General features: G+C 44.6%; 8 protein-coding genes. 1 reads left to right on the forward strand and 7 read right to left on the reverse strand.

Translation table 11 applies throughout. From position 1 onward, the window contains the following. A partial coding sequence (locus AC3WTB_RS10410; RefSeq protein WP_492333798.1) for a beta strand repeat-containing protein occupies positions 1-2,074 on the forward strand: 2,074 nt, incomplete at its 5' end. Between the two features lie 20 nt (positions 2,075-2,094). Here the strand turns inward: AC3WTB_RS10410 and AC3WTB_RS10415 are convergent. The 7 genes from AC3WTB_RS10415 to gltB all read right to left on the reverse strand — a co-directional run bounded on the left by AC3WTB_RS10415 (position 2,095) and on the right by gltB (position 13,738). After that, a complete protein-coding gene (locus AC3WTB_RS10415; protein WP_039179171.1) occupies positions 2,095-2,655 on the reverse strand; it encodes a CatB-related O-acetyltransferase in 561 nt (186 codons plus the stop codon). 64 nt (positions 2,656-2,719) lie between these two features. After that, the gene (locus AC3WTB_RS10420; RefSeq protein ID WP_064497449.1) at positions 2,720-4,087 is read right to left on the reverse strand and encodes an MATE family efflux transporter; all 1,368 of its coding nucleotides are present in this window, start codon (positions 4,085-4,087) and stop codon (positions 2,720-2,722) included. Between the two features lie 25 nt (positions 4,088-4,112). Further along, positions 4,113-5,597 carry a D-alanyl-D-alanine carboxypeptidase/D-alanyl-D-alanine endopeptidase gene (gene dacB, locus AC3WTB_RS10425; protein ID WP_144491457.1) on the reverse strand — a complete coding sequence of 495 codons (1,485 nt, stop codon included), beginning with the start codon at positions 5,595-5,597 and terminating at the stop codon, positions 4,113-4,115. Between the two features lie 126 nt (positions 5,598-5,723). Next, complete coding sequence (locus tag AC3WTB_RS10430) at positions 5,724-6,698, reverse strand: pectinesterase family protein (RefSeq protein WP_330545184.1); 975 nt, start codon at positions 6,696-6,698, stop codon at positions 5,724-5,726. Between the two features lie 88 nt (positions 6,699-6,786). Continuing rightward, positions 6,787-7,488: a DUF421 domain-containing protein gene (locus AC3WTB_RS10435; RefSeq protein WP_064497452.1), complete on the reverse strand. Its 702-nt coding sequence runs from the start codon at positions 7,486-7,488 to the stop codon at positions 6,787-6,789. A 177-nt stretch (positions 7,489-7,665) separates the two neighbouring features. Beyond that, positions 7,666-9,150, reverse strand: coding sequence for a glutamate synthase small subunit (gltD, locus tag AC3WTB_RS10440; RefSeq protein WP_024428371.1), 1,485 nt, complete (start codon positions 9,148-9,150; stop codon positions 7,666-7,668). 16 nt (positions 9,151-9,166) lie between these two features. Continuing rightward, positions 9,167-13,738, reverse strand: a complete 4,572-nt coding sequence (gene gltB / locus AC3WTB_RS10445) for a glutamate synthase large subunit (protein ID WP_330545185.1) — start codon at positions 13,736-13,738, stop codon at positions 9,167-9,169.

The following is a 13,738-nucleotide window of genomic DNA, read 5'->3' on the forward strand; positions in this document are numbered from 1 at the left end:
TGGAGATACGGGTCCTACCGGTGCCACTGGTATTACTGGAGCTACCGGTTCTACTGGCGCTACGGGCAGCACTGGAGATACTGGTCCTACCGGTGCCACTGGTATTACTGGAGCTACCGGTTCTACTGGCGCTACGGGCAGCACTGGAGCTACCGGACCTACCGGGGCTACAGGTAGCACTGGAGATACTGGTTCTACCGGGGCAACGGGCATCACCGGAGCTACTGGTCCTACCGGTGCCACTGGTATTACTGGAGCTACCGGACCTACCGGTGCTACGGGTAGCACTGGAGATACTGGTCCTACCGGGGCTACAGGTAGCACTGGAGATACTGGTCCTACTGGTGCCACAGGTTCTACTGGATCAACCGGTCCTACCGGCGCTACGGGTAGCACTGGATCAACCGGTCCTACTGGCGTAACGGGTAGCACTGGAGCTACTGGTTCTACCGGGGCTACAGGTAGCACTGGAGATACTGGTCCTACCGGGGCAACGGGCAGCACTGGAGATACTGGCCCTACCGGTGCCACTGGTATTACTGGAGCTACTGGCCCTACCGGGGCTACGGGTAGCACTGGAGATACTGGTCCTACCGGGGCTACTGGTAGCACTGGAGATACTGGGCCTACTGGCGCCACGGGCAGCACTGGAGATACGGGTCCTACCGGGGCCACTGGTATTACTGGAGCTACCGGACCTACCGGGGCTACGGGTAGCACTGGAGATACTGGTCCTACTGGCGCTACGGGCAGCACTGGAGCTACCGGACCTACTGGTGCAACGGGTATTACCGGAGCCACTGGAGCTACCGGCGCAACAGGTATTACTGGACCAACGGGTCCTACTGGCGTAACGGGTAGCACTGGAGCTACTGGTTCTACCGGGGCTACTGGTATCACTGGACCAACGGGTCCTACCGGAGTTACTGGGCCTACTGGCGCCACGGGCAGCACTGGAGATACGGGTCCTACCGGTGCCACTGGTATTACTGGAGCTACCGGTTCTACTGGCGCTACGGGCAGCACTGGAGCTACCGGTTCTACTGGCGCTACGGGCAGCACTGGAGCTACTGGTTCTACCGGGGCTACAGGTAGCACTGGATCAACTGGTCCTACTGGTGCCACAGGTTCTACTGGATCAACCGGTCCTACTGGCGCTACGGGTAGCACTGGAGCTACCGGACCTACTGGTGCAACGGGTAGCACTGGAGATACTGGTCCTACCGGTGCCACTGGTATTACCGGAGCTACCGGACCTACTGGCACCACAGGTATTACCGGGGCTACCGGACCTACTGGCACCACAGGTATTACCGGGGCTACCGGACCTACTGGCGCTACGGGTATTACTGGAGCCACTGGTCCTACCGGGGCTACAGGTATCACTGGTGCAACGGGTATTACCGGAGCCACCGGACCTACCGGCGCTACGGGTATTACTGGCGTAACGGGTAGCACTGGAGCTACCGGACCTACTGGCACCACAGGTATTACCGGGGCTACCGGACCTACTGGCGCAACGGGTATTACTGGAGCTACTGGGCCTACCGGTGCCACAGGTATCACTGGAGCTACCGGCGCCACAGGCATTACAGGTGCAACTGGTCCTACTGGCGTGACAGGTGTTACTGGTGTCACTGGGGCAACTGGAACAGGTGGTTTTACAGATACTGCACTTTATGCTGCTAATAGTTCTGGACCTACCATTGTTACTGTAGCCGGTGGAACGAATATTCCTCTGCCAAACTTTCAAAACATCACTGGTTTTACGGCAAACGGCACAAGTACTGTTTTTACCGTTCTGCAAACTGGTAAATATTATATTACGTATCAAGTCAACACCACTACAGCTCTTTTGATTAGTACACGTTTGCTTTTAAATGGAGCAACTACTATTTCTGGTTCTGTTCAATCACCTGTTATCTCAACTTCATTTATCAACAACACTGTTATTGTTAATTTAACAGCTGGAAGCACCATTTCACTGCAGTTTTTTGGGGCAGTTGTCACAGCTATTTTAGTTGGCGGGGGCGGTGCTGCAGGAGCAGCCTTGACCATTATACGGCTAAGCTAAACGAAAAAAGAAAGGCTTTTTCAGCCTTTCTTTTTTATGTCTTCTATTACATTTATACACTGTTCAATATCATCAGATTGCAAAAGGTGAAAAACAGATTGGATGATTGAAAACTCTAAATTCCACCATTCTAATAACTGCAGTTTTTCGATTATTTCGGATGAAAATCGATATTTCATGAGCTGCTGGGGATTTCCTGCGGCTATTGCATATGGAGGCACATCTTTTGTGATCACACTATTTGCTCCTATCACAGCCCCGTTGCCTATACATACTCCGGACATAATCGTCGCACCATATCCAATCCATACGTCATGTCCAATATGAACATCCCCCTTCGATTTTGGGTGTCCTTTAATATGTGCAGCTTCTTTGAAAATTTGATTAAACGGATACGTTGTGACCCAATCTGTACGGTGTTCCCCGCCTAGAAAAATTTTCACTTCGTTTGCGATGGAACAAAACTTCCCAATATGTAATGTCGTTCCTTCCCCCCATGTCAGCACTTGGAAATCTGGTCCGGCATAAGAAAAGTCACCGATATTGTACGAGCTTAGTTCACTTCTTTGATTCAAAAACATAGAAGATCCGGCCTCCTTAAAAGTGATAGATCTTCGTATGTATATGCTACTTTACGCCTTCACATTATGATTGAACAAGCGCTACAATTTGTTTTTTCTTCCATACGAGCTGATAGTAGCTGTATTGGAGGAGTAAGTTCACAAAGAACGCAGCAGGGTAGCCAATCCATATTCCCTTAATGCCGAGGGATGTATAATGTGATAGCACATAGGCGACTGGTACTTCTACAAGCCAAATGGAACAAATACTAAAGATCGTCGGCCAAAGAACTGTCCCGCTTGCTCTCATTGTGGCTGCAACAATTTGGGCCGTTCCAAAAATGAGATAGCTCCATAGTGTAATGACAACCAAACTATAAGCAATGTCTATCGTCTTAGGATCTGTTAAAAAGATAGATAAAATCTGCGGTGCAAAAATATAAACGAAAATAATGATACATCCGCCTATGGCGAAGTTAAGTCCTAACCCAATTTTAATGACATCTTTCAGTCGATTCATATTCCCTGCACCAATGAATTGTGCTGCAAAGATTGAGACCGCAATGCCAAGACTCACTGCCGGCATCTGCACATAACTCACGACTTGATTGACAACACCATAGGCAGCTGTCGCCTGTGATCCATAATCGTTGACGAAAGAAATAACGGCAATTTCTGATAAAGAAATAAGGATCATATTAATGCTTGATGGGATACTGAGCTTTAATAACGTTTTTAATAGATCCCCTTTCATCAATAAATGCTTTCTCACCGATGCATCAATACGAAGCGGATGCTTTGTCTTATATAAGTAGATATGTAGAATGATAAACGTCACAATTGTTGAAATCACTGAAGCATACGCAGCGCCATATAAGCCGAACGCCGGCAGTCCCAGCCAGCCAAATAATAAAATGGGCAGCATCAGAATATTCGTTGCCGTACTAATCATTAAGAAATAAAAAGGTGTTTTCGAATCCCCTGTTCCCCGCAAGAATGTTGTATAAACAAAATAAAGAAATAAGATCGGCATTGAGATGAATAAAATTCTGGCGTAAGCCGCACTTTTCTCCACGATATTAGCAGGTGTTCCCATGAGGTTTAAGATGTCTGTTGCGAAAAAACCTCCAATGATCGCTAAAGAGACGCCGATCAAAAAAGTGAATGAAAGCGTTGTGCCAATGATTTCTTTTAATTTCTGTTCATTTTTTGCTCCATACGCCTGTCCAATAAGGATCGAGCTTCCCGATCCAATTCCAATGGAAAAAGAAACGAGCAAAAAGAAAAGCGGAAAGAATGCAGAAATGGCAGCTACTGCATCCTCTCCAATCCATCTTCCGACAAGAACAATGGACACTAACTGTCCGATCGATTGCAAAATATTGCTTAGCAAAAGCGGGATGAGAAAAATGGACATGGTTTTTACTAAAGATTGATTGTTATCTAACGTCATGATGGTTCTCCTTCTCTCTCTAAATCTAAAGGTTCTCAGCTAATATGCTGACAATACGGTCTTCTATCTCTTTCCCTTTTTCGTCATCAACAAGGTGATTTAACAAGATGGAAAAAGCGAGCGTTTTTCCGCCCTGCGTGTCAATATATCCAGAAAGTGTGCTGACCGTTGTTAACGACCCTGTTTTTGCACGTACTTTTTCTAGCGTAACTGGTTCTTTCAATCTGTTCCTTAACGTGCCCCCCACCATTCGTTCACTCGCCCCTGCTAAAGGGAGCGCATGTTCATAGGTTTTAAACCATTTTTCCTTTTGAATGTTTGTCAAAAATAAAGTGAACTGGTTAGCAGAGACAAGGTTAATAGGTGATATCCCCGAGCCGTCACGCAAAACTGCAAGCGAAGGATCGATGCCAAACGCAGGAAGCCGTTCATTCATGACGTCCAGCCCAGCTTCAAAGCTCCCTTTGTTCTTCACTTTTTTGCCTAGTTCCTTTAGCAAAATTTCTGCATGTGTATTGTTGCTTAATTTCATCATAGGAACGAGCAGCTCTGATAATGGCATCGATGTATGGGAGGCGATTTTTTTGGCTTTTTTAGGAACTTGTTTTGCTTTCAGTGGTCCTTTTACTTGAATGCCTTCCGCCTTTAACGCTCGTTTCAATAAGTCTAAAGCATAGGCGGCCGGATCCCATAAAGCGACCCATTGTTTAGATGAGCTTGCTTTAACCGGAATGGTCCCAGTCAACGTAATCTTGTTGGTTCCGTGAGAGCGCTTAAAAGAGATTTTCTTTTTTCCACCTTCTGGAACTGTTTTCACTTGATTGATGACTTGAGCGACATCCGTCTTCGGGATCATCTCATACTCGGCTTTCTGTCCTGCTTTTTTTCCTGGTTTTACTTCGAGAATCACGGTCCCTGCATCATAATCTTGATTCGGTGAAGCCGTGAGAGCAGAAATTTGTGCCCCGTAATATTGATCCTCATCACTCCAAGGCAGATCAATGGAGTATCTCGTGTCATCAAACCAAGTGTCATCTGCTGCAAGCTGTCCGCGAATGCTATGTATTCCGGCCTTTTTGACTTTTTTGGCAAGTGCTGCAAAATCCTTCTCTAATAAAGTCGGATCGCCGGTGCCGCGAAGATAAAGGCTGCCATGTAACGTTTTCTTTTGAATGGAACCATCCATCCAGATGTCTGTAGGGAATGTGTGTGTTTCTCCAAGTATATCAAGTGCGATGGCTGATGTGAGCAGTTTCATATTAGAAGCAGGAGTAAGACGAATATCGGCTTGATGTTCATAAAGAAGAGAGTTGTCAGAAGTATCGCGGACGCTGATGCCAGAGATCGCGCCCTCTAAATCAGGTGCTGTTCGTATGAGTTCGTCTAAAGCGGTCATCCAAGCCAGTGAATCATCACGAGCTGTGAGCTGTTCATCTTTCGCTGAAAAAGGAAGAAATAAAATCGACAGGATACATATTTGTAAAAACATGAGCTGTGAAAAACGCTTCACGTAATCCCTCCTTATTGTAGCCGCCAAATTTAGAAGAATATGTTCATTATACACAAAAGAACGTTTGTTCTCAAAGGTTTTTTAAACAGAAAAGTCAGCTTTCTTTGACGAAAACTGACAAGCCCTTTACCTCTTTTCTGGATTCCAACCATCGGCTCCTCCAAGAACTGCTTGAACCGTGATCTGACTTGCTTCGTTATTGGTTAAAATAGTTGACCATTTTACGCGGTTTGCTGGACTGCTCCCTGCTCCTGTCGATCCAAATTCTTTATACCTGGCCGTTCTTTCGTTGTCACGGTTATCCCAGTTATGCCATCCCTCTGCTTTTATATGGTCATCCATTTTTGTATGGAGGAATGTCACAGCCGAAAAAGGTCTCCACGGACGTCCTAAATAAACCGATTGCGCAACTGCCGTTCCCTTTTTCAACGTAGAATCTATGAATACGTAGCCGTACCTTTGTGCTTCTGTTGTGGATGCTGCAGTAATATACCCATTTCCAAGGCTTTTTATTTCAGCTCTTTTAAACACAGCCGTGGCTGATCCAAAAATAAAATCGACCGTGCCCTCGATATAGCAGTTTTCATAATATTGCCGCCCTGTGCCTGTTGCATAAAGTGTATCTTGATAGCCTAACACACGTATTTGTTTGAACACAGCGCGGTCTCCAGACACATACAGCGCCACCGCCTGACCAGCATGTCTTCCAGCTGTATTTTGGAAGGTAATATTTTCTGCATAAAAATCGTTTGCACGAATCATTGTGCTTGAGCTATTGGTTGTACTCCCAGTGCTTGCATTGGTGTCATCATACGTAAGGATCGTCTTGTGCTGGTTTTCACCGATAAAAGATACGTGTGGTTTATTTTGCGGAAGCAAAATTTTTTCTCTATATACGCCATTTTTAATATAGATCGTTGTCCGCTGTTGATTGTTTGCTGGAATCGCATCAATGGCAGACTGAACGGTGCGGTATGCCCCGCTTCCCTTTTGATCAACGACAAGGACGCGGTTATGCCCTGCTTCTGCTGCTTGAAGTGAAGCTGGGTCAAAAAGAAATAAAGACAAGACCATGACAATCCATACGTTTCTACATTTCATCACATATCTCCTCCTCATTTTGTGAACGTTTTCATCAAACATTCTTTTTGATCCTATTCCCTACACACGCAAAAAAACACCCACGTTTTTATGTTGTGGATGTTTTTTTAGATTTTTCATATTGCATCGCATAAATTCCTTCATTTTCAATCCATTCACAAAACAGAACGTCTCGATAAGAGGAAATATGCTGCTTTTTTAATTGCTCAAGCAGCCAGGATTCATCAAAGCCAGCTTCTTTTAGATCTTTTTTTAAAATTTCACCGTCAATAATAAACGTTCTAGGCAATTTGACTTCTTTTCCCTTCACGTTCACATCTTCTGCTGTGGCTGGTGCGTATTTCATTTTCGGAAGAACACTGACAGATCCGTCAGTTTCCAAAATGGCATATTCAATTTCATTCAGGGCAAAATGGCCTTTTGCGCGAACCAGTGTCTGCAGCTGATTGATATCAAGCATATTCCTCTTCAACCGGTTGTAGTGAATCTTCCCCTTATCAATCACAAGCGTAGGTCTTCCTTCTAAAAACGCACGAATGGACTTAAAGCGCTGTGAAAGCCATTCAACTGTATAAATGAGAACGCCCCATACCGCAACAGCAAATAAAATGTGCTGAATCTTGACTTCTGGGTCAAAAATGGCGTTTCCGACCATTTCGCCTAAAATAAGTGCAGAAATGAAATCAAACGGTGTGATTTGTGCAAATTGTGTTTTTCCTAATAATTTTGTAATTAAAAATAAAGCAAAAAATCCGATGAAGAGTTCAGTCAAAATATTAACGAACGGCACAAAAGTTCCTTCCTTTCTTACTGCATTTATAACAGCATATACATGAAAGGAAGGATCTAAACGTGTTCGTCATTTCCATCAACGCATCCATTCTTCATCTCTATCTCCAATACATAAAAAGCCATGACCACACTTCGGTCATGGCTTTTCTTTATATTGTAACACCCTTTGTTTGACCTATTTTGGCAGAACCGAACTCCCCATTAAATAACGGTCTACCTCGTGCGCCACTTGTCTGCCTTCATTAATTGCCCAGACAATCAAGCTTTGCCCGCGTCTTGCATCTCCCGCTGCAAATACGCCTTCTACATTTGTTGTATATTCCCCATACTTTGCGTCAATGCGATTGTTTTTGCTGTCCACGCCAAAGTGTTTCACAAGCGGCTGTTCAGTTCCCTCAAAACCAATTGCAATAAAGACGAGCTGAGCAGGCCATACCTTCTCTGTCCCTGGAATCTCATGAAATTCAAACTTCCCTTGTTCGTTTTTCACCTTTTCCATTTGAATGGTATGAAGCTCTTTTAATTTCCCATTTTTATCTGCCACAATTTTTGTGGTTTGAATTGAATATTGACGCGGATCTTCTCCGAATTTTGCTTGTGCTTCTTCATAAGCATAATCCAGTGAGAAGACATAAGGCTGTTCTGGCCACATGTTATCCCCTACACGTGTATCCGGAAGCTTTGGATGCTTCCCGAATTGAACAACACTTTTTGCTTTTTGGCGAAGTGCAGTTGCGACGCAGTCAGCGCCTGTATCTCCTCCGCCAATCACAATCACGTCTTTTCCTTTTGCATCAATGAAGTTTTTGTCTTTGAATCCTGAATCAAGCATGCTTTTCGTTGCGAGTGTTAAATAATCCATTGCAAGGTGAATCCCTTTTGCTTCCCTGCCTTCAATTAACAGGTCACGCTGCTTTTGTGCACCTGTACAAAGGATAACCGCATCAAACTGCTCTTTCAGTTCGTCGGCAGTGATATCCACGCCGATTTCTGTGTTTGTCACAAAGTCAATACCTTCTTGTCTTAGCAGTTTAACTCTGCGCTCAACGACTTCTTTGTCGAGCTTCATATTCGGAATGCCGTATGTCAGCAGTCCGCCAAGGCGGTCAGAACGCTCGAATACTGTAACAGCGTGTCCTGCTTGGTTTAATTGATCAGCACTTGCAAGTCCTGCTGGTCCTGAGCCGACAATGGCAATTTTCTTCCCTGTACGGCTTGAAGGGATTCTTGGCGTGATCCATCCATTTTCAAAGCCTTTATCAATGATCGTGCGTTCGATATTTTTAATCGAAACAGCTGGATCATTAATAGCGACTGTACATGAACCTTCACAAGGCGCAGGACAAACTCTCCCAGTAAATTCAGGGAAATTGTTTGTTTTTTGCAATCTTTCGAGGGCTTCTTTCCATCTTCCGCGATAGACCAGGTCATTCCACTCTGGAATTAAATTATAGATCGGGCAGCCAGACACGCCGCCCCTGATCTCCATCCCAATTTGACAAAACGGTGTTCCGCAATCCATACATCTAGCGCCCTGCTTCTTCAATACGTCATCTGTATAAGGAGCTGAATATTCTTTCCAGTCATTTTGACGAGTGAGAGGGTCACGTTCATTTGGCTTTTCTCTTTTATAATCCATAAAACCTGTTGCTTTGCCCATTGTCCTCTCCCCTTTCTTAATGAGCGAGGGCTGCTTTTTGCCCGTTTGCCGTTTCTTGATTTTTCGGTTTTGTGTTTGCTTCAAAGGCAAACATCACCGCTTCTTCATGACTGAGGCCCGCTTGTTTTTGTTCTTCAATGCTTTGAAGCATCATTTTGTAATTTCTCGGAATGACTTTGATGAATTGATCCTTTTCTTGCTCCCAGCTTTCAAGAAGTGCTGCTGCTTTTGAGCTGTTTGTATAATCAAGGTGTTCCTTGATCATTTGCTTCACTTCTTGTTCTTCTTCATGATCTGTGAGCTTTTCAAACATGATCATTTCCATGTTGCACATTCTTTTGAACTGTTTGGCATCCGATGTATGGATGTAAGCCACACCACCAGACATACCTGCACCAAAGTTTTTCCCAACGTCTCCTAAAATGACGACACGTCCGCCAGTCATGTATTCACAGCCGTGATCTCCAATTCCTTCAACAACCACATGTACACCTGAATTACGAACAGCAAATCGTTCACCAGCACGCCCGTTAATATAGGCTTTCCCGCTAGTTGCACCGTAAAATGCGACGTTTCCTACAATGACGTTTTCATGTCCATTTTGTACAAAATGATCAGAGGTTTTAACAGCAATTTTGCCTCCTGAGAGTCCTTTGCCGATATAGTCATTTGAATCACCTGTTAAATAGAGAGACATACCCTTTGGCACAAATGCGCCAAAGCTTTGTCCAGCTGAACCAGTGAATCTTAGTGTGATCGTATCCTCTGGCAAGCCCTCTTCCCCGTAGCGCTTAGACACTTCACTGCCAGTGATGGTTCCGGCCACACGGTTGATATTGCGAATGTTCAATGATAGATCAACTGGTGTTTGATGATTCAGCGCTTCTTGTACATAAGGAAGAATTTCATTTATATCCAGCGATTCATCAATTTTATGATTTTGCGGTGTTCTGAATGTCCGCGCTCCTTCTGGCTGATAAAGCAGTGTTTCAAGGTTTAGCTGCCCTGCTTTCCAGTGAGCTTTTGCTCGTTCACTGACCGCTAGGACGTCCGTACGTCCGATTAATTCATCCATTGATGTAAAACCGAGTTCTGCTAAGATTTCTCTTACTTCCTCTGCAATAAACATCATGAAATTCACAATGTGATCAGGGTTACCCATGAATTTTTTGCGAAGCTCTGGATTTTGTGTGGCAACACCGACCGGGCAAGTATCTAAATGACATGCTCTCATCATTACGCAGCCTAATACGACAAGTGGAGCTGTCGCAAAGCCATACTCTTCTGCTCCTAAAATCGCAGCCATGACAACGTCGCGGCCAGTCATTAACTTTCCGTCCGTTTCAAGAACAACTCTCTCGCGAAGACCGTTTAGCACAAGGGTTTGATGCGCCTCTGCCAATCCAAGCTCCCAAGGAAGTCCTGTGTGTTTAATACTCGTTTTTGGTGAAGCTCCTGTACCGCCGTCATAGCCGCTGATGACAATGACGTCTGCAGTTCCTTTTGCTACACCTGCTGCAATCGTGCCAACGCCTGCTTTAGATACAAGCTTGACACTGATGCGTGCATCACGGTTTGCGTTTTTCAAATCATGAATCAGCTGTGCCAAATCCTCGATGGAATAAATATCATGATGCGGCGGTGGTGAAATTAATCCGACACCTGGCGTAGAACCACGTACATCGGCCACCCAAGGATACACTTTATTTCCTGGCAGCTGTCCGCCTTCTCCCGGCTTTGCCCCTTGCGCCATTTTAATTTGCAGTTCATCTGCATTGACTAAGTAATGACTTTTCACACCAAATCGGCCAGAAGCGATTTGTTTAATGGCACTTCTGCGGTCATCACCGTGTTCATCTACTGTAAAGCGGGCAGGATCTTCTCCGCCTTCTCCGCTGTTACTTTTACCGCCAATTCGGTTCATCGCAATCGCAAGTGCCTCATGCGCTTCTTTACTTAAAGATCCAAATGACATGGCACCTGTCTTAAAGCGGCGCACGATGGATTCAGCAGATTCAACCTCTTCCAGACGAACCGGCTTTTGTTTTGGCTGAAATGCAAACAAATTTCTGAGGAAGCCGATTCTTTCTTCATCCGCTGCCTTTGTATATTGTTTAAATAAATCGTAATCTTCATTACGGCATGCCCACTGGAGCGTATGGATCGTTTTTGGATTAAAGGCATGGTGCTCTCCATTTTTTCTCCACTGGAATTCACTGCCTGATTCAAGTGTCTGGTCAGTTGCTGCTTGGTACCCTGCTTCATGACGAAGTTTTGCCTCATGAGCAATGGTGTCAAGATCAATCCCGCCAAGCTGAGAAGCTGTTCCTGTGAAATACTCTTGAATGACGTCTTCACTAATCCCGACTGCTTCAAATATTTGCGCGCCTCTATAGCTTTGCACAGTGGAAATCCCCACTTTGGACATGACTTTGACGACACCTTCTGTCACGCTTTTACCAAACTTTGTAACAGCTTCATCAAAGCTGATCGAAATCGCTTCGTCTGCAATCAGCTGTTTGTACGTTTCATAGACAAGGTAAGGATGGATCGCATCTGCCCCGTAGCCAATCAGTGCGGCAAAATGATGAACCTCTCTCACCTCTCCAGATTCAACGATCAGACTGACCTTTGTCCGCAGACCTTGACGCACAAGGTGCTGATGAAGTGCACTTAGCGCAAGAATTGGTGGAATCGGTACTTTTTGTTCTGTCATTTCACGATCTGAAAGGATTAATAAAGAGACACCTTCTCTAATCGCTTTTTCCGCCTCTTCAAACATCGCATCCAGTCCGCGCTTTAAATCATCGGTGAAAAGTGTATGAATTGTTTTGCTTTTAAAGGCATTATGAACAATTGTTTTCAAGCCGTTAAATTGTCCGCTCGTTAAGACCGGAGTATAAAGTTTAATTCTTCGGCATGAATATTCATTCGGATGTAAAATATCGCCTTCGGCACCTAACCAAGTCATGGTTGATGTCACCAGCTGCTCACGAATGGCATCAATCGGCGGGTTCGTGACTTGTGCGAACAACTGCTTAAAATAAGAAAACAGAGACTGCGCACGATCTGATAACACAGCAAGCGGTGTGTCACTTCCCATTGAACCAATTGGGTCTTTGCCTTCCTCTAGTAAAGGAATTAAATACTTTTGAATGTCTTCGTACGTATAATGGAACGCACGCTGACGCGTCAACAAATCATCCATTATACTAGAATTTTCTGAATTTTCTTCCGAGCGATTGACGTGGACCATTTCTTCATCGAGCCATTTTTGATAAGGAAGTTCATTTGCAATGGTCGATTTCACTTCTTCGTCAGAAATAATTCTTCCTTCTTCTAAATCAATGAGCAGCATTTTGCCCGGCTCAAGACGATCTTTATACTTCACATCTTCTTCATTTGTGTCAATTACACCAACCTCAGAAGAGAAAATGATATGATCATCATTCGTGACATAGTATCTAGCCGGTCTTAATCCGTTTCGGTCTAAGATAGCCCCGATTTGTTTACCGTCCGTAAAGGAAATCGCTGTTGGTCCATCCCATGGCTCCATGAGAGAACTATGGTATTCATAAAATGCTCTTTTCTCTTTCGACATGTGCGTGTTTTCCGTCCAAGGCTCAGGAATCAGCATCATTGCTGTATGAGCAGGTGTACGGCCTGCAAGCACAAAGAATTCAAAGGCATTGTCTAAAATGGATGAATCACTTCCGTCTGCATTCAGCACTGGCAAAATCTTGTCTAAATCGTCTCCGAAGGCTTCAGATACGAATTGTTGTTCTCTTGCTCTCATCCAATTGATGTTTCCTCTTAATGTGTTGATTTCTCCGTTGTGTATTAAGTAACGGTTTGGATGGGCTCTTTCCCATGTAGGAAATGTATTTGTACTAAATCTTGAATGAACAAGTGAAAATGCAGAAACAAATGTTTCATCCTGTAGATCAAGATAAAAAGCATCGACTTGATCTGATGTTAAAAGCCCCTTATATACGATGGTTTGACTCGACAGGCTGACAAAGTAAAATTGTTTTTCCTCTTTTGTTCCCCAGTTCTCAGCCTGTTTACGGATGACATATAATTTTCTTTCAAATGACAAACGATCTGTGATGTTGTCGTTTGCTCCGATAAAGACCTGCCTCACAACCGGACAGCTCTTCGCTGCGACAGTACCAATTTTCCCGGCATCGACAGGAACCGTTCTCCAGCCGATTAATGTTTGACCTTCTTGTTTAATAAACCCGTTGATTTTCTGTTCGATGGCTTGACGCGTTTTTTCGTCATCATCTTTTGAAAAGAAGACCATTCCTACCCCGTAACGGCCCTTTTCTGGAAGTGCAAATTCTTTGCAGTTCTTTCTAAAGAAAGCGTCTGGCAGCTGTACCATTAAACCGGCACCATCACCTGTATACGGATCACTGCCTTGCCCGCCGCGGTGATCAAGCTGGCACAGCATTTGTAATCCCTTTTTGACGATGCTATGTGTCGCCTCCCCTTTTAAATGGGCGTACAGTCCGATTCCACATGCATCATGTTCAAATTCAGGACGGTAGAGACCTTGTGGTTGTGGTAGTTGATTATAAGTCAT

The organism is Bacillus sp. EB106-04-04-XG123, from assembly GCF_058791855.1.

Excerpts from the sequence above, each read along its gene's own strand:
- AC3WTB_RS10415 (WP_039179171.1), bottom strand. The coding sequence starts at position 2,655 with ATGTTTTTGAATCAAAGAAGTGAACTAAGCTCGTACAATATCGGTGAC.
- AC3WTB_RS10420 (WP_064497449.1), bottom strand. The coding sequence starts at position 4,087 with ATGACGTTAGATAACAATCAATCTTTAGTAAAAACCATGTCCATTTTT.
- AC3WTB_RS10430 (WP_330545184.1), bottom strand. The coding sequence starts at position 6,698 with ATGAAATGTAGAAACGTATGGATTGTCATGGTCTTGTCTTTATTTCTT.
- gltD (WP_024428371.1), bottom strand. The coding sequence starts at position 9,150 with ATGGGCAAAGCAACAGGTTTTATGGATTATAAAAGAGAAAAGCCAAAT.
- gltB (WP_330545185.1), bottom strand. The coding sequence starts at position 13,738 with ATGACTTATAATCAACTACCACAACCACAAGGTCTCTACCGTCCTGAA.